This window comes from Enterococcus sp. CR-Ec1 (assembly GCF_002850555.1).
GTDB lineage: Bacteria > Bacillota > Bacilli > Lactobacillales > Enterococcaceae > Enterococcus_D > Enterococcus_D entomosocium.
On the sequence record NZ_CP025223.1, the window covers coordinates 2,388,531 to 2,406,749 of the forward strand.

10 protein-coding genes are annotated in these 18,219 nt (G+C 44.1%); all 10 read right to left on the minus strand.

Translation table 11 applies throughout. The features are described 5' to 3' along the window. Positions 1–6: 6 nt before the first annotated feature. The 10 genes from CXM95_RS11560 to CXM95_RS11605 all read right to left on the minus strand — a co-directional run bounded on the left by CXM95_RS11560 (position 7) and on the right by CXM95_RS11605 (position 18,132). The gene (locus CXM95_RS11560; RefSeq protein ID WP_101699191.1) at positions 7–2,607 is read right to left on the minus strand and encodes a sensor histidine kinase; all 2,601 of its coding nucleotides are present in this window, start codon (positions 2,605–2,607) and stop codon (positions 7–9) included. A 12-nt stretch (positions 2,608–2,619) separates the two neighbouring features. Then, positions 2,620–3,156 (minus strand): potassium-transporting ATPase subunit C, encoded by a 537-nt coding sequence (locus tag CXM95_RS11565; protein WP_101699192.1) that lies wholly within the window; start codon positions 3,154–3,156, stop codon positions 2,620–2,622. 48 nt (positions 3,157–3,204) lie between these two features. Continuing rightward, a complete protein-coding gene (kdpB, locus tag CXM95_RS11570) occupies positions 3,205–5,235 on the minus strand; it encodes a potassium-transporting ATPase subunit KdpB (protein WP_096741366.1) in 2,031 nt (676 codons plus the stop codon). Between the two features lie 12 nt (positions 5,236–5,247). After that, the gene (kdpA, locus tag CXM95_RS11575; protein ID WP_086332521.1) at positions 5,248–6,924 is read right to left on the minus strand and encodes a potassium-transporting ATPase subunit KdpA; all 1,677 of its coding nucleotides are present in this window, start codon (positions 6,922–6,924) and stop codon (positions 5,248–5,250) included. A 270-nt stretch (positions 6,925–7,194) separates the two neighbouring features. After that, positions 7,195–13,125: a bacterial Ig-like domain-containing protein gene (locus tag CXM95_RS11580; protein ID WP_101699193.1), complete on the minus strand. Its 5,931-nt coding sequence runs from the start codon at positions 13,123–13,125 to the stop codon at positions 7,195–7,197. Positions 13,126–13,153: 28 nt separating this feature from the next. Then, complete coding sequence (locus CXM95_RS11585; protein ID WP_005235024.1) at positions 13,154–13,882, minus strand: LytTR family DNA-binding domain-containing protein; 729 nt, start codon at positions 13,880–13,882, stop codon at positions 13,154–13,156. A 658-nt stretch (positions 13,883–14,540) separates the two neighbouring features. After that, positions 14,541–15,584: a DUF916 and DUF3324 domain-containing protein gene (locus tag CXM95_RS11590; protein WP_005235023.1), complete on the minus strand. Its 1,044-nt coding sequence runs from the start codon at positions 15,582–15,584 to the stop codon at positions 14,541–14,543. A 111-nt stretch (positions 15,585–15,695) separates the two neighbouring features. Then, positions 15,696–16,343 (minus strand): WxL domain-containing protein, encoded by a 648-nt coding sequence (locus tag CXM95_RS11595; protein ID WP_005235021.1) that lies wholly within the window; start codon positions 16,341–16,343, stop codon positions 15,696–15,698. Further along, positions 16,340–16,648, minus strand: coding sequence for a hypothetical protein (locus tag CXM95_RS11600; RefSeq protein ID WP_101699194.1), 309 nt, complete (start codon positions 16,646–16,648; stop codon positions 16,340–16,342). Before CXM95_RS11600 ends, CXM95_RS11595 begins: the two co-directional genes overlap by 4 nt. Before the next feature lie 14 nt (positions 16,649–16,662). Further along, entirely contained in the window at positions 16,663–18,132 is a 1,470-nt protein-coding gene (locus tag CXM95_RS11605; RefSeq protein ID WP_101699195.1) for an adhesive domain-containing protein, read from the minus strand. Positions 18,133–18,219 lie beyond the last annotated feature (87 nt).

An 18,219-nucleotide genomic window follows, 5' to 3' on the forward strand; every position in this document is an offset into this window, starting at 1 on the left:
TCCTCCTTACTGCTTTAAATAAATACGAAAGATGGTACTGCCGGCTTTCGTTTCGATCGCCAATTTGCCTTCATGGGCATGGATGATGGTTTTAACGATACTCAGTCCGATGCCTAGTCCATTTTTGGAATCCACCGGCACTTCGGTGTCATTAGTCAAATTCGCTTGGATTTTTTGGTATTGCCCTAGGGGGATCTCTCCTTGGTTCTCGATTTCAATGACCACTTCTTGCTCCTGAAAAACTCGCAAGAAAATCGGTGTATCGGCGGTTCCATGGCGTACGCCATTTTCAATCAAATTAAACAAGGCTTGTTCGATCAAGATTGGATCGACTTTGACAAAAATCAGCTGATCGGGCATCTTCACGATGATTTTTTGTTGCGGATAGACTTTTTTTAGGTGCGTTAAAACCGCTTCGATAATTTCTTCGATTGGTTCTTCACTGCGCTTGACCGCCATGTTAGTCAAATTGATGCGGGTCACCGACAGTAAGTTTTCGACCATGCGGATCAACCACTGGGATTCACTTTGGATATCTCCTAGCAGCTTTTGTTTCGTTTCCTTTTTGATCGCGCCTTCGGTTTCGCTCAATGTTTCGGCAATGCCAGAAATCGTCGTCAGTGGCGTCCGCAAGTCATGAGAAACCGCACGCAGTAGATTGCTGCGGACTTTTTCCCGTTCGTTTTCCAATTGGATCTGTTCTTTCTCACTCGCCAGAGAGACTTGCTCCAACACGGTAGCGATTTGGGTGATCACTAAACGTAAGTAATTCAATTGACTATTGGCCAACTGATGCTCCTCGTTGCGTTCCACCCCAAGGGCGCCTAGTGGTTTGCCGTTTAAAACGATCGGCAAGTAAAATCCATTGGCACCAATCAGAGTATCTGTGCCGCGACCGGCTTCTTTTTGATTTTTTACGACCCAAAAAGCGACGGCTTTCTCATCCTTGCCAGTCAGTTGAGACAATGTTTCTCTTGAAGAATGCAGACTTCTCAAGTGACCTTCTCTGTCATATAACGCCACTTCTCGCTGGAGTAAGCGTGCCAAATAGGTGGTCGTACTTTCATAAATGTCTTGCTCATTCCGCGTTTCCATGTATTGTTTGTTCAACTCATACAATATCTCCATTTGATGCTCTTTTTCCTTGGCATTTTCTGCCTGGGTCTTCAATCGAACCATCAAATTACTGATCATTAAGGCAACGATCAGCATGATCACTAATGTGATTGGATAGCCTGCTTTATAGACCGTCAAGGAATACAAAGGTTCGACAAAGAACCAGTTGTAAGAAAGGACACTAATGATCGATGCCATGGCACTCCATAGATAGCCACTCGTGTAACGTGCCACTAAGAGAACAAAAAAGATATAAACCAGCATCAAATTCTGATCGCCGAAATGTAAGTACTGCATGCCTTCTGTCACTATGGTGGCGAGCATGATCAGCCCAAAGGTCAAGGTGAAATCTCGACCACCGCCTTCAAATAATTGCGAAAACGTCAGCCGTGGTCGCTGCATTTTTTCTTTAAAAGGAATCAAATGGATCTCAATATCATCAAGGCGCCGAATCAAGCGGTCTTCCAAATCCTCGACAAACAATTTTTGGAACCACTTCTGAGAAACCTGTTTCCCCATGATAATGTCACTGGCACCCGTCATTTTGGCATACTCTACGATGGTCTCAAAACTGTCATCCGCTTCGATGTTGATGACTTCTGCCCCCAAACGCTCTGCCAATGGCACCTCGGTAGGTGTATCATCTAACGATCGAACTTGGATAACCGTCCATTCCGCCCCCACTCCTTGGGCTAAGCGGGCGGTCCAACGAATGCATTTCTCTGCCATTTTCGGCAAGCGATCATCAATGATCGTCAAAAGCTTGCTTTGGACTCGTTTTCGACCGCCGTTCATTTGATTGATATGATTGGAAGCTTTTTGGATCGCTAATCCCCGCAGATGATCAAGTTTTTCTGGCGTAAAAAAGTTTTTTAGCGCTCGTTTGGCATTTTCGTCGGCATAGATTTTTCCTTGTTCTAATCGATCGATCAGTTCGTCTGGTTCAACATCCACCACCCGCAAGCTGGCGTGCTGGAAAAAGGTGTCAGGGACCGTTTCTCTGACTTCCACTTCCGTGACCTTTTCCACGATATCATTCAGACTTTCGATATGCTGGACATTGATGGTCGTGTAGACGGTGATTCCTGCATTCAGTAATTCATCGACATCTTGGTAACGTTTTTTGTTTCGCGCACCAATGGGATTGGTATGTGCCAACTCATCGATCAAGACGATATCTGGTTTTAGTTGGATCAGTCGATCGATATCTGGCTCATAAAGGGTCAATTGCTTGTGTTGGTATTGCTTTAATGGTACTTGTGGTAACCCTTCAAGCAATCGATTGGTATCGGGACGTTTGTGGGGTTCGATATAGCCGATCACCACATTTTTGCCCATGAGTAAACACTCATGGGCTTCTGTTAACATCGTATAGGTTTTTCCAACACCGGCAGCAAAACCGAAAAATACCCGTAGCTTGCCACGTTTAGGTCCAAAGCCCGCTTGCAGCAGCATCTCTTCTGGGATCGTCTGCTGGTTGTTTTCACTCATAGATGCTTCCCCCTATTCTTCGGGTAATTGATCGAGCTGCTGATTCAAGGCCATGATATTGACATATTCTCTCGTGGAGAACAAATCAGCTACTTTATTCCTGTTTATTATATCATGAATTGTTTGTTCATCGATGCCTCTTGTGTCAGCGATCCGCGGCAGTTGAAAAAGTGCCGCTTCGACACTGATGTCAGGATCAACGCCACTACCCGAAGCAGTCACGAGATCGATCGGCACACTGGTTTGGGTTGGGTTTTCTGCCAGTAACGCCGCTGTCCGCTCAGCTACAGTCTTTTTTTGGGTCGTATCATAGGGCGACAATTGTGAAACAGTTTGATCACGGCCTTGGAAGTAACCTGCTTGGTCAAAGGGTTGCGCAAGTAGCTCAGACCCTTTGACCGCTCCGTCTTCCACGATTTGACTGCCGTTGGCTTGATGGGCAAAAAAGACTTGTCCGACACCGGTGACCAATAATGTATAGAGACCGCCAAATAGCACGGTACTAAATAGTAAAAATTTGATACTGGCAAAGAGGGTATTCTTCATCATGTTTTCCTCCTAAATGACTCCTTGACGCTGATGGACTTCTCTTTTCTCTTATAGTAGAACAGCTGACAAAAGCAAATCTACTAGCTTGATACAAATGAATGGTGCGATGATGCCGCCTAGTCCGTAGACGACAAGATTGTGCCGCAGCATTTGGCTGGCTGGTTTTTCTTGATATTTGACCCCTTTTAACGCCAGAGGGATCAAGGCGATGATCACGACTGCATTGTAGATGACTGCGGACAAAATCGCCGTTAAGGGACTACCAAGATTCATAATATTCAGCGCTGCGAGTTCTGGATAAATCGCATAAAACAGAACAGGGATCACTGCGAAATATTTGGCGATATCATTCGCGATACTAAAGGTCGTCAATGCCCCACGGGTCATCAGCAGCTGTTTACCAATTTGGACTACTTGCAGTAATTTGGTTGGGCTGGAATCAAGGTCGATCATATTGCCCGCTTCTTTGGCTGCTTGCGTACCAGTGTTCATCGCCATTGCCACATCGGCTTGGGCGAGTGCGGGTGCATCGTTGGTTCCATCCCCCGTCATCGCCACCAAATGCCCTTTTTCCTGATATTCGCGAATCAGGTTCATTTTGTTTTCTGGTGTTGCTTCGGCTAAGAAATCATCGACGCCCGCTTCGGCGGCAATAGCAGCTGCCGTCAAAGGGTTGTCCCCAGTGATCATGATCGTCTTGATGCCCATCTTGCGCATGTCGGCAAATTTTTCTTTGACGCCGTTTTTCACGATGTCTTTTAAATAGACGACCCCAAGCACTTGGCCATTTTTCACTACGACCAATGGGGTCCCACCAGCCTTAGCGACTTTTTCTACGATCTCGTCACACGCAGTGGGATAGGTCTGCCCTTTTGCCGTCACATATTGCTTGATCGTATCAGCAGCTCCTTTACGGATCTCATCGCCACGATAATCGATCCCAGACATTCGTGTTTTGGCACTAAAATCGATCCAGTGGACATCGGCTTGCTGAAATTCCCGTTCACGAATATTGAAGGCTTCTTTGGCTAAAATCACGATACTGCGGCCTTCCGCCGTTTCATCGGCAAAAGATGCCAACTGTGCTGCATCTGCTAACTCTTTGGCGGTGACCCCTGGTACTGGCAAGAACTCGCTGGCACGGCGATTTCCCAAAGTAATGGTTCCTGTTTTATCCAGCAGCAAAACATCCACATCTCCTGCAGCTTCAATCGCGCGGCCACTCATGGCAATGACATTTTCTTTAGTCAAACGACTCATTCCTGCGATCCCAATTGAGGAAATCAAGGCGCCGATCGTGGTTGGTGCGAGACAAATCAGTAAAGCGATCACGATCACACTGGAAATCGCCGTTCCCCGACCAGATAACTGACTGCTAAAATCAGTAAAGGGAATCAATGTGATGGAAACAGCCAAGAAGATGATGGTCAGTGTCACTAAGAACAGCTGCAAGCCAATCTCATTGGGTGTTTTTTTCCGCTGTGTCCCTTCCACCATCGCAATCATCTTATCCAAAAAAGAATGACCATTTTCAGCGGTCACTTTAATGACCAAGTAATCGGAAACGACTAAGGTTCCTCCCGTGACTGCACTACGGTCGCCACCAGATTCACGAATGACAGGTGCTGATTCTCCTGTGATGGCACTTTCGTCCACCGAAGCAGCACCTTCCACGACATCCCCATCGGCAGGAATTTGTTCGCCAGAAGGAACATAAACCAAGTCGCCTTTTTTCAAATCGGAGGAACGGACTTCGATAAAAGCCTCTTTGGCGACATCTTCCAAGGACATGACTTTGTAGGTCATGATGTCTTTTTTGGCTTGCTTCAAACTATCCGCTTGTGCTTTGCCGCGCCCTTCTGCCACTGCTTCGGCAAAATTGGCAAACAATATAGTCAACCATAAGAAGACGGTCACACTGATGCTAAACCACAACGGGACCGTTTGTTCTTGAAAACATAAAATCGTTGTCAAGATCGCCCCTAGGTAAACCACAAACATCACGGGGTTTTTGATTTGTTGGCGAGGGTCCAATTTCTTAAAGGATTCGCCGATCGCCCATTGATAGATTTTTTTCATTTTTTCTCTCTCCTATTTCGTTGTAAAAAAGTCTGCGATTGGCCCTAAAGCCATCGCTGGTAAAAAGCTCAGTGCACCGATCACGATGATCACAATGATTAGCATCGTGACAAAGACTGGACTCGTGGTTGACAAGGTTCCTTCATTACGAACGGTTTTCTTTTTGGCACCCATGTTTTCTGCCAGATACAAGATGGCTGCGATGGGAACGAAACGTGAAACGAACATCAAGATACTACCCAAACTATTCAGGAAAACAGTATCTGCGGTCAAGCCGCCAAAGGCACTCCCGTTGTTGTTGCTGAACGAAGTTGCTGCATACAACAGTTCGCTAAAGCCATGGGCGCCTTGGTTGGTTAGCCAGCTCATGATGTCAGGATGCAAGGTCATCAACATAGCCCCGAAAAGCGTCAGTAGCAATGGCGTCAAAATAACGATACTCGTCATTTTAATGTCAAAGGCTTCGATTTTTTTGCCGATATATTCTGGTGTTCGTCCCACGAGTAAACCAGCGATAAAGACCGTCAATAATAGAAAAGCGATCATGCCATAAAGTCCGCTACCGACACCGCCAAAGATGATTTCCCCCAGCTGCATCAAGAACATTGGGATCGCACCCCCGAGTGGTGTGAAACTATCCAGCATGGCATTGACTGATCCACTGGAAGCGGCGGTGGTACTCACTGCCCAGAGACTCGACCAACCGATACCGAAACGTACTTCTTTGCCTTCTAGGTTGGCATTCCCAAGCACTTGACTGAATTGCGGCCCATAAGCTTCACTGATCACTACGCCAATAAAGGCCAGGATCAAAAAGACGGTTGCGGTGATCAAGATCGTACGTCCTTGTTTCCACTCTTTGATCCAAAAGCCAAAGGCAAAAATCACAGCAGCTGGCAGCAACAAGATCGCTAAGTTTTCTAAAAAATTACTGAACATCGTTGGGTTTTCAAATGGATGGGCGGCGTTGGCGCCAAAAAAACCGCCGCCGTTGGTCCCTAATTGCTTGATGGCGATTTGACTCGCTACCGGCCCGAGCGCCATCCAAAAGGATTTCCCTTCAAATCCATTGACTTCCACGCCGCTGCTCAACGTTTGAACGACGCCTTGAGACAGGAGCAAGATCGCTAAAATCAATGAGAGTGGTAAAAGGATATACAGTAAGGAACGGGTGATGTCTTGCCAAAAATTCCCTACCGTTCGTTTTTGTTTTTGCTGCAGCCCACGAATCAAGGCACACAGTACAGCTAGTCCTACTGCCGCAGATAAGAAATTTTGCACCGTTAATCCTAATGCTTGGGAAAGATTGGTCAGTGCTTCTTCCCCAGCGTAAGCTTGCCAGTTCGTGTTCGTCACAAAACTGACGGCTGTGTTCAATGCTAAGTCAAAGGACAAATTCTCAACGGCCGCCCCTTGCGGTAACCAGTGCTGGACCATCAATAATCCGGTCAATCCGATGATGGAAAAGACGCTGACGGCCAAGACTGAAAATAGATAAGTTTTGGCGGTCATTTCTTTTTTGCTGACCGAACCAATCACTCGATAGGTCAACCGTTCAATGGGTTGAATAAAGCGGACAAACCGCGGTGTTTTTCCTTGCATGATTTCTTTGATATACCAGCCCAAAGGAACCGCTGCTGCTAGTAAGATCAGTAAAAATAAAAAACCTTGCACAAAATAGCTACTCATCGTTCTCCCCCCTCAAACAAGTACCAAAAGAGATAGATCATTACGATCACTCCGATTATTCCTAAAACAAGATTCATATTCTTCACTCCTTCATGACGTAAGCATACGCAAAAAGAAATAAAAATAGTGTAAATCTTCTGCTAGCATCTTTATATCTTCTTTATACGGCTGCTTATCGGACAAGAAAACCGCAATACAGCAGGTTTTAAAAAAAAAAAAACAAAAACAGCGGATATCCTTCACGATATCCGCTGCTAGAGTCATTGAGACTTATTTCGTTTTTCTGCTTTTGTTCGTGTGTTTCTTACGAAAGAAGACGATCCCCGCTAGTGCCACAAGGCTCGCTCCTACAATGGAATAGCCTTGAGTGATGGCTGTACCAGTCTTTGGTAACACCCGTTTGTCCTTTGCGGTCGCTTTGCTTTGTTTACCAGGCTGTCCTGCATCCGTTGGTTTTTCTTGCCCTTTATTAGAATCATCTTTCTCTGGCTGCTTATCATTTTCCTCTGGTTCTTCTGCTTTTTCAATGACTTTGATCGTCGCTGTGGCGGTGACTGCTTCTTGTGAGTCAGTACCAAATAAGCGTGCGAAAAAGTTAGGGGTTGCTGCTTCATCGGTTACGATTGAATAGGTGACTTGATAGGTTCCGGTTTTTTTGGTATCAACCGAACCGTCCACCAACAGTTGCTCCAACGTAAGTGTCTTACCATCACGATCTGTAGCGGAGACAAAATTGTCGGCAGCTGTCCAGTTGTCACCAACATAAATCATGCTATCTTTCACAGTCACAGAGGTCTGGTCTGCCAACACGGTAATTGTGGCAGTGGCTTCGGCTTTGCCATTGCGATAGGTTACTTGGTATCTGCCTGGTGTGGTGCTGTCAACTGTACCTACTGTTGTGATATCAGTCAGTTGCACTTCGTTGCCGTCTTTATCTGTTGCAGACACAAAGTTATCGGCTGCTTGCCAGTCTTCACCCTCATAAATCGTACTGTCTTTGGCAACTACCGTTTCTTGGTCAGCCACCACGGTAATCATCGCAGTTGCTTTTACATTGCCATTTTGATAAACCACTGGGTACTCGTCTGCTTTGGAGGTATCGACTGTGCCACTAACCGTCACTCCTGAAAACGGTAGATTTGCTCCCGTTTTGTCTGTGGCTAAGACAAAGTTATCGGCAGCTTCCCATTCGTCGCCGACGTATAGGGTACTGTCTTTAGCTTTAATGCTTGTTTGATCAGCTAACACGGTGATCGTCGCTTTCGCCTCAGCTTTGCCATTGCGATAAATTACTTCATATTTCCCTGGTATGGCGCTGTCGACTGTACCTATCGTTGTGATATCAGCCAGTTTTACTGCATTGCCGTCTTTATCTGTTGCCGACACAAAGTTATCGGCGACTTGCCAGTCATCACCTTCATAAATCGTACTATCTTTGGCGACTACCGTTTCTTGGTTGGCAACGACCGTAATCGTAGCAATAGCTTCCATTTTCTCATTGCTATAAGTAACTTTATACTGACCTTCTTTGCTCGTATCAACTGATCCGCTAACAATCACTCCTGAAAATGGTAGATTTGCTCCGGTTTTGTCTGTGGCTGAGACAAAGTTGTCGATTGCTTGCCAGTCTTCCCCGACATATAAGGTGCTATCTTTGGCTTTAACTGATGTTTGCTCAGCTAACACGGTGATCGTCGCTTTCGCCTCAGCTTTGCCATTGCGATAAATTACTTCATATTTCCCTGGTATGGCGCTGTCGACTGTACCTATCGTTGTGATATCAGCCAGTTTTACTGCGTTGCCGTCTTTGTCTGTTGCCGACACAAAGTTATCGGCGACTTGCCAGTCATCGCCTTCATAAATCGTACTATCTTTGGCGACTACCGTTTCTTGGTTGGCAACGACCGTAATCGTCGCCGTTGCTTTAACATGGCCATTCTGGTAAACCACTGGATATTCGCCTACTTTGGAGGTATCGACTGACCCACTAACCGTCACTCCTGAAAATGGTAGGTTTGATCCGGTTTTGTCCGTTGCGGAAACAAAGTTGTCGGCGGCTTCCCATTCATCACCGACATATAAAGTACTGTCTTTAGCTTGAACGCTCGTTTGATCCGCTAACACGGTAATCGTGGCAGTTGCTTCGGCTTTGCCATTGCGATAGGTTACTTGGTATTCTCCAGGTACTTTCGTATCCACTTCACCACTGGTGGTGACTTCTGCCAAGCTTAACGGTTGCCCCTTCTTATCCGTTGCTGAAACAAAGTTGTCCGCAAGCTCCCATGCATCTCCAACATAAAGTGTACTATCCTTGGCAACGACTGTTTCTTGATTGGCAACCACGGTGATCGTGGCGACTGCTTTTTGATTGCCATTTTGATAAACCACTAAATATTGGCCTTCTTTGGAAGTATCCACGGCTCCACTAACTGTCACATTTGAAAATGGAACGTTCGCTCCTGTTTTGTCCGTTGCCGAAACAAAGTTATCAACCGCATGCCAGTCGTCCCCGATGTATAAGGTGCTGTCTTTGGCTTTAACCGAAGTTTGGTCTGCTAAGACCGTGATCGTCGCTGTTGCTTCGGCTTTGCCGTTACGATAGATCACTTGGTATTCTCCAGGTGTATCCGTGTCAACTTCACCGGTGATGGTCACTTCTGTGATTGCCACTGTGTTACCGTCTTTATCCGTTGCCGCTAGAAAATTATCAGCTGCTGTCCATGCATCGCCCACATATAACGTGCTGTCTTTGGCTGCCACCGTTTCTTGGTTGGCCACCACAGTGATCGTCGCTGTCTCGCTCACGTTGCCATTCATGTATTTGACTTCATAAGTGCCGACTTTAGATGTGTCGACCTCACCGTTGACGGTAATTTCCGAGAAGGTCAACGCATTGCCATGCTTGTCTGTCGCTGAAACAAAGTTGTCTTCAGCATGCCATTCATCTCCCACGTAGATCGTGCTATCTTTGGCGTCGATCGTCGACAAGTCTTCTTCTGGTGTGATGCCGACAGAAAGATGATTGCCCGTCCGGTTCACTTGCACCTCTTTACCAAGCTGAAGTTCCTGTGGTATGACGTAACCTTCTGGGACGTAGGAAACATAAAGCATATAGGTCCCTGTATAAATATCAGCTAATTGATACTCTCCCTTCTCATCCGTTACAACAGAAATAACATCTCCAGTCAACTGATTCCAAAGCATCAATGTAACGCCTGCAATTTTCTGAGTTGGTTCTTCGGTATTATAAACATCAAGTGACGCACTAGTTTTGTAAATGATCCCGTTTGAATCACCTGCCGAAAATTGCAGGTTAGTCACCGTCGAAGTAGCCGTCCGTTTGGCTTCCGACAAGGTATCAATCGTATCAGAAACGATCGTTGCTGAAGCTGAGATTTGGCCGGCGTTTTGTGAAAGGACGTTGTAACTGATTTCGATATTTTTCGTTAAAACATAGTTTGAAAAGACAAGCTGTACGTCTCCGTCAATTTCTTTGATTTCGTAGCTATCGTCTGGCACATTTGAAACATTGATTGACCTAAGATCGATTTCACCATTGGTATTTCCCAATGATTTTAGAAGGATCGTTGGATTTGCTACTTTTTTCGAGCCATCATCGATATTTTTTGTTGTGACCTTGACCTGAGTCATGTTTTTTGTATTATTCACGGTATTTTGAGTAATCCCAATAATATCCGTCGCTGTATTGGAAACCGAAACGGTAGTTGAGCCTTGCTGATTATTTGATAGCGGCTCTTTTGCAAAACCAGGTACATAAATCGTACTCATTTCCTGCCAACCATTGGCGTACTGATAGGAAATGATGTAGCGATGGTTAGTCGTCCCAAAATCAAAGGTATAATAGTTGGTTGCCTCATCATGGGTGATCGTTGGATAATTCGGATCGCTTTCTTTCATGGCTTGATTATCATAATAACCACGATCCCAGTACTGTGGATAAATGCCACTGACTTGTTCATTGGAAACATCGATGATCGAAAACACAACATCCGTATTTTTCGGAACATGGGTCTCAACAGTCAAATCACTGATGGTATCTTGACGAGCGTTGACTAAAAACTGATTCTTACTGCTTTGGAGCGTGCGTTCAGAATACAGTTTTCTTCCGGTATAGACGGAGGTATGAACCGTGTCAAGTCCTGTCGCGGAAATCGTGATTGGAATTGTATCGTTAGGAATTGATTTTGTCGGTGCTAAACTATCTGGCACATAATTGAAGCCAATATCAAATTGAACAGAATAGGTAATGGGCGACGTAAAGGTGACCATCGTTCCGCCTGCTACTTCTTCAATCGTATAATCAGTTCCTAAAGTATAATAGAAGCCGACTTTTGGTACCTTTCTTAAAGAAAGATACTCGGGATGTTCAATAAACATTTGTAAATTTTCGATCGGTTGTGAGGTGCTGCCTTCGATATTGACTGAAGTGTCACTGGCATAGGCACCATTTTGATCATAATTTCCCCAAGCAGTTTCAGCGTTATTGGGATTAAGAACACTGATTGGTTCGACGTAGTTGTCTTCAACGATTTTGAATTCTTTATTAGCAATTAACGGTGTCGAGACATTGAGGATGATATCTTTCTGATCAAAGGGTACGGTTATGTTCGTGGAACCAAGAGTGAGATTGCTGTCTTTTGTGGCCGTCACAATCAGTTTGTCCCCATTATTTTCGACAGAAAAATAATCCGTAAAAGTCACATTTTGATAGAAGGCGTCTCTTGCTGTTAACTGTTTCGCCGTGATCGGCTGTCCGTTTTGACTCGAAAGAATGATTTGTTGACCTGCTTTCATCTCCGTCGGCATTTGATGAATTGATACATAGTAGTTTCCTTTAGAAAGGCCATTCATAAAACTGGCAGAAGCAACCCCCATATAATACCTAGAATCGACTTCTTTTTCATCTTTACTGGTTGCTGCCGTGAAGGAAAACCCTCTGTTTTGGGCAGCTGTTTGTTTTAGCTGTACCGAACCAAATCCGGTCGTCGGATACCCTTTTGAAAAAGAAGAAGTATAATCCGTCAACGCGGTCAAACTCATCGTGAATTGATAAGAAACACCATAGGCCTTTTGCTTGTCCATTTGTTTGACTTCAACAGCAGTATTGTAAAGACTATTTGAGGTGATCGTGTAGTCCGTCCCTTCTACTAGGGCTGTTTGTGTTTCTGGTTTGATCTTTCCTTTGATATCCACTTCATAGCTGAAGACTTTTAACGGTTGAGTCTCAATTTTTTTGAAGGAAGCACCCGGCGTCTCAACCAGATGCAGTGAAAGAGTTTCCGTTCCAGATAATGTCCGATCGGTATTGTAATAAACCATTCCTTGCATCCCAAAGACATTTTTTTCTGACACATATTGAATCGGGTCAACTTCTTCATACAAATCAATGGTGTAGCTTGTCTGGTTTTGATCGCCGATTTCAATGGTTAGCTGAGGCTTGTCTTCTGAATAAAGATAACTGGTCAACTCGATCGAAAACGAGGCATCATGAACGGATTGGTTAAAGGTGATCGTTAATTGATGGGCGGCACTATCTACTGCCCACGAAGCATTGATTGCTTCATTTGTTCCTTGCATATCACTAAAACCAAGGCCTTCCGGCAGGTCAAAAACAGCAGTGGTGCCGGCTAAATAGTCTTCGTCATTGATTTCAAAGTCTAATTTCAGTTTCACCGGACTATTGTTTAAAATCCGCGTTTCTTCCGTTTGACTGAACTCCTCACCAGCAATCGTCAGTAATGTGCCTTTTTCTAAAAGCTCTTGTCCATTGATGCGGGTGCTGACACGGGAACTCTTTTCGGCTCCTTTTGCCTCTTTCGATTCAGTTTCTGAAGAACTTGTTTGCGTCGAATCTGTAGTATCTGCTGTATGCGTTGATGAAGTTGTAGCAGGCGTTTCACTTTGACTCGTTGTTGCTGCATCCGTCTTGGAGGTTGCTTCGCCGCTTTCTTCTGAAGAACGATCCGTTTGAGTAGTCTCAGTTGTTTGCGCGTCGCTTGTGTTTGTTTCATTGGCAACGCCGCTGGTTGATTCCAGCAGATGATTTGAGTTATCTAAAGTACGAATGGTCTGTTCCTGTTCCGTGGTTTCCGCAAGCGCCATGACCGGAGTGATCACTTGGGACAGACCTAAAGCGGTAACAACAATGCCATGACGAATTCGTTTATTTCTCTTTTTCATTTTTTTCCTCCATTAAATATATGTAGTTTTAACTGATTGCTTTACGGATTTTTTTTCCAACTTCTAATTCTTCCCCATTAAAAAAGCAAAGAACATTGTTTGTTCGATCAATCATTTTGATTTGTCGCGCATTAATAATGTACGATTTGAATACTTTATAATACTCAGGCAAATCTAGCTGTTTGATGACCTTTAACGAAGTTTCAATGCACTCAACTGATTTCTTTTGATGGAATACGATTCGGTTTCGCTCACCTTTGATCGTTGTTATGTAGTTGATTGCTTCTGCATCAACGATCATCAACTCTCGTTTACTAACAATTTTTAATAAGTGTTTTTTTCCCAGCAATGATCGTTTCACTTCAATTGCTTCTGTTAACAAATTTCTTAACTGCATTGCCACATCCTTTTCTTCTGTATCGATGATTCCTAAAGGACAGATAAGATTCAGTTTCTTGATTTCGATTTTGGACGCATAGGCACCATAAAAAGCAATTTGACACTTTTTGCACTGCTCCCTCAATCGCCCTGCTAATTGAAAACTTCGATCAAAGCCCATCATTTCAATGGAAAATAAAAATAAATCGTTAACATCTGTTAAGTACCCTTCAAGAAAAGAATCTAGTTCTTCCGGTGAAATGATCTCCACCATAGAATAAGGAACATGACTTTCAGTGATCATTTTTTTCATCAAATTTCCATTAAAAAAGTTGTCATCTACTATATAAACAGCGAAATTGCTCAAATTTGCAGACATCTTAATTCTCCTTTTCACATCATTTCTAATTGTATTCTTAATTAAAAATGCCTGCTTGCACTTTCAAACGAATTAGCGAAACGTTTATGCAAAAAAGGTAGTTTAAATTAAAAACAAAGTAAGAAAAGACTTTATAATTGGTCTAAACCTATTATAGTAAAGGAGTTCCCGTCGTACTGCTTTCTTAACACATTTATAAGACAGAAAGCGCAAACAACAATAAAAACTTATGTTTTTTTAAGTAGTTTAACTAATTAACAATTCCAAAACTTACCGACTACTGCCCAACCTTTCTAATGATTTCCAAAAAAATAACCTTCGTTCAAATTAAATATTAATCGTTATTTATTTTTCGTTTTTTCGCAAAAAAAAGCTACCCTTCTCTTTGGGCAGTCCGGTTAAGGGTAATCAACTGTTTCCTCTGAAGATTTTCCATCAAAATAAAAGTGATCGTTCGCTGCAGCAAGATGCAATCAAAAAAAATTTTCTACTTAATTTACCATATCGAATCTTCATGGACACGACAAAAAACCATTTATTTCGAACAATAAATGGCCTGTTTGCTGCTTTTATTATGCTTTTGATTTACATGCATCCCGTGAATTTTGATTGTTTTCTTTTTTTCCTTCTATATTAATAAGGAATTTCTTACAAGTGCTCATGGGGTTTTATCATCTGTTTTTTTTAATGCTCGTTTTAGTTTTCGATTATGCCAAATCAGATAAGCGATGATCAAACATAAAACACCACCAATCGATAGATAGAGAAGGATCGGCGAAGCGGTTTCTTCAATACTGACATCTTGCTCGTTTCTTTCTTGCGCTTCTTGCCTTGCAACTTGGAAGGTCGGCTCTCCCTGCCATTCTTGATCGGCTGCTTTAAGGGTCGCTTTTATTTCATACTCTCCTGATAGCAGTTCCTTTCCATCCAGCGGAAGTGCGTAATTCATTAATGCATTGGGCGCTAATTGGATTTCTTTTTCCCCTTTGATGGCTGTTGCTTTTCCTTCATGGAAAACTTCATAAGCAAGCGTGGCTTTACTGAGATAATCGGCTGCTGCATTTTCCACCGCTACGATGATGACATTGCGGCGGTTGATCTCTTCCAAATGGGCTTCTTCAATTCGGACCGCTGGCGGGATGTCTGACTCTTTATTTCGGAGCAATACCGCCACTTCTCTTGCTAATAGGTTTTGAACATTCCCTTGAAATTCTTCACTGCCGGTTTGCTGTACGTATAGTCCTCCTGCCAAAATCCCATCAAATGATTTAGATGGCATCCGGACTGTCAAGGTGATTTCTTTTTGTTCATTAGGGGCTAATGAAAGTGTTTCATCACTCAAAGTAACGAGTTCTTCGATCGCGTACGGAGCAGAAGGCGTTGCTTCCTCATTTGCCCCAGAGTACTCAACGACGCCAGTCATGTTCGTGACCGCTCGATTAAACGATAGCTGTAGATTGATTGGTTGCTCGCTTTTATTGGAAACCATGACTGCTAGTTTTTCTTCTGCCTTGGGCTCCAGCAACAAATCATAGTACATCAACTCTTTGTCCCGCTGTGACTCCGGCAATTTGATCTGAACATCGAAGGTATCAAGTGAATCTGCTGCCCCCGTACTACTAGTACCAATGAAAAATAAGACCGTTAGAATACTTACTACCCAATACTGAAATCCTTTGCCTCGAAGTTTGTTCTGATGCATCCTGTCAGATCCTTTCTACACAAAATAGGAAAGAAAAATCAGCTAGCATAAAAAGCAGCCGCTTAGGCAAGCTGCTTTTTTTCTGCTAACTGTTAAGCAATGACTACTAACCTATGGGGTCGTCGGAGCACTGCTGATCGTCCAAACGAGGGTCGTTTGATAGGTTGCCGATTGTTTTTCCGTATTGGCTGGGATCGAAAGGGTAAATTGTTCTAGAGGCATCGACGTTTCACCGATCCCTTCACCAGCATTGGCGGTCAAGAAAGCATATTCATTGTTGATCGCCGCAAAATCAAGCTCGCCATTGGCAATATCACTGGTTCCGGTTGGCGGCGAACTTAAGTTGTTGGTCAATGTACCCGTATCTACCGTTAATACCGCACCGTCCAACGTACTGTCTCCTGCCGTAAATTGGGTTGCTTGCCGTACTTTAATTGCCCAAGAAGAGTTCGCCTGTCCTCGGTTATCACTGACTGCAACTGCCCCTCTTTGCAGCGTGGACCCATCGCCAGGTAGTCCAGTCCCATCCGTAGTAGCCACCCACGTTTCGGCATTTTCTGTTTGGATCTCATGGGCACCAAAATCTAAATTCGTTGGTAGCTGCGTATTGGGATCACTCCCGCCTTTATCCGGGTCAAACACGATGCCACCAGAGGTATATTCTACGACACCGGTCGTATCGTCCGCTTGCACCGTGGTCACAATACTAAGGGCGGTCAATACCCCCAATGCGCCTATTACCGATTTCTTTGAAATCATTTTGCCATCCTCCTTTTTTTGATGCAAATGATCAATGTCAGACTAATGAAGAATCCACCTATTAAGGGCAGCCAAAAGTGATTGGTTTCAGCAAGCTGCGGCAGTGGTTCTTCTACGTTAGTGACCGTTTCTTGACTGGGCGGTGGTTCAATTTCTTCATCAATTGAATCACTGCTAGCTATTTCCGTTGGTCCTTCATAAAACTCAATGTTGCCGGTCGTCGTATTGGCTACTGCTGATGGAACGAAACTGCAGAAACTGCCGATCATCAAAATCAGAAGCAGCACAAGGGAATTCTTTTTCATTCTGCTCTTCCTTTTCAAGGTGTATCGGAAACGGTCCACACGACGGTGGCGCGATACTGACCTTGAAATTTAGGTGTTTTCTCAGGTACAAATAAATTGAACTGGGAAAAATTAACGGTCAGTCCACCAGTCGATGCCGCATTTTCCAACGCCACCACATTTTTTTCGACATTTTGCTGCAGGGCAATCGTTGCATTATCAGGTAAAACCACTCGACCATCCGTAAAGGTCGAATTGACAGTGCCAAGCTGAACCCTTAATTCGGCGGCTGGCAATGTGCGTGTACCATTGACCCAATTGGTGGATTGTCTGACCTTTACTTGCCATTTTTTCTGCCGATTGCGGGTATCATTGATCCGTAAAATCCCAGTTGTAGCAGCTGCGCTTTGATCGCCGTTGGCGGTTGCCCGCCACGTCTCACTCTTTTTCGTTTGAATGGCATGTCGGCCAAAATTCAGCTGAGTCGGTAGATTCGTCCGATCCATCGTCAGTGCTTCGACCATGAAATAAATCATGGTTTGGCGACTGCTGATATTTAGCGCACTAAAGTTCAAGAGATTGATGTCCGTCGGCTTTGCTTTCAAAACAGAAGCGGAAAAATTAGCGGTCCAATTTGCAGTCAACTGACCCGGACCTGAAAGTAACGTCGGAATTTGAACATCCGTTGCTCCTAAAACAGCTGCATCCGCCAGCTGTTCTTGGACAGTTGTCAAATCATTCAACGCTGAGTTCACGGTGCTAAGCAGAGTATTGAGCAACCCTTGCAGCAATGCGCGCACGACGCCGCCAATATCGATGCCGATCACTCGGATCTGGGTATTTTGAATCGCGGTACTTAAATTCCGTAGAATTTGCGGGACATTGGTTCCTAAGACGACACCAAGGTTCGAACTCATATTGGCATATAAAGCTTCTTTCTGGGTCGTAAACTGCAACGGACTGGTAAATTCAACATTCCCAATATTTCCGACAGTCTTTAGTAAAGAAATCTGCTGATTGATCGCTGTCAAATCGATTTGAACAATCCCAAGGTTGAGATTTAGTGAACTGGTCAAGGAATCAAGCGCTGTTAAGATCTCATTCAAAAGTGGAACATTGGCAATATTGACTGTGGTCGACGTCTTGATCGATGCTGATCCATTGGCACTAATGCTAGTTCTCAATTCTGCTGGGATCGCTAATAAAGCAAATTTATCTTCCCCACTGACATTGACAGAAGCGTTCAACCCGCCGTTGCCTTTAATAGAAAAAGTCACTGGTCGATTTGTCACGCTGCCTGGCCATGGAACGCTTACTGAGGTGCCACTTGTATTGGCACTCGTTAAATTGCTTAAAATCTCCACATCTAAAACATTCACTGCTGCTTCGGCTTTTATTGTCGTTGTTAAAAGATACAAATTGACGAAACTGATGCTGGTCAAAAAGAGAATTAATTGGCCGATCGTCCATTTGTAAAGACGTTTTTCCCTCCTTCTGCTTTTCATACCATTTCTAACCCTTTCTTTACGAAACGATGATCATTGCTTCAAAACTATTGTTCACTAGAGATACCAGCGGAGGATGTCCACTCC

What these genes read in the sequence shown, in the direction of transcription:
- CXM95_RS11560 (WP_101699191.1), bottom strand. Translation starts at nt 2,607, where the DNA reads ATGAGTGAAAACAACCAGCAGACGATCCCAGAAGAGATGCTGCTGCAA.
- CXM95_RS11565 (WP_101699192.1), bottom strand. Translation starts at nt 3,156, where the DNA reads ATGATGAAGAATACCCTCTTTGCCAGTATCAAATTTTTACTATTTAGT.
- kdpB (WP_096741366.1), bottom strand. Translation starts at nt 5,235, where the DNA reads ATGAAAAAAATCTATCAATGGGCGATCGGCGAATCCTTTAAGAAATTG.
- kdpA (WP_086332521.1), bottom strand. Translation starts at nt 6,924, where the DNA reads ATGAGTAGCTATTTTGTGCAAGGTTTTTTATTTTTACTGATCTTACTA.
- CXM95_RS11580 (WP_101699193.1), bottom strand. Translation starts at nt 13,125, where the DNA reads ATGAAAAAGAGAAATAAACGAATTCGTCATGGCATTGTTGTTACCGCT.
- CXM95_RS11585 (WP_005235024.1), bottom strand. Translation starts at nt 13,882, where the DNA reads ATGTCTGCAAATTTGAGCAATTTCGCTGTTTATATAGTAGATGACAAC.
- CXM95_RS11590 (WP_005235023.1), bottom strand. Translation starts at nt 15,584, where the DNA reads ATGCATCAGAACAAACTTCGAGGCAAAGGATTTCAGTATTGGGTAGTA.
- CXM95_RS11595 (WP_005235021.1), bottom strand. Translation starts at nt 16,343, where the DNA reads ATGATTTCAAAGAAATCGGTAATAGGCGCATTGGGGGTATTGACCGCC.
- CXM95_RS11600 (WP_101699194.1), bottom strand. Translation starts at nt 16,648, where the DNA reads ATGAAAAAGAATTCCCTTGTGCTGCTTCTGATTTTGATGATCGGCAGT.
- CXM95_RS11605 (WP_101699195.1), bottom strand. Translation starts at nt 18,132, where the DNA reads ATGAAAAGCAGAAGGAGGGAAAAACGTCTTTACAAATGGACGATCGGC.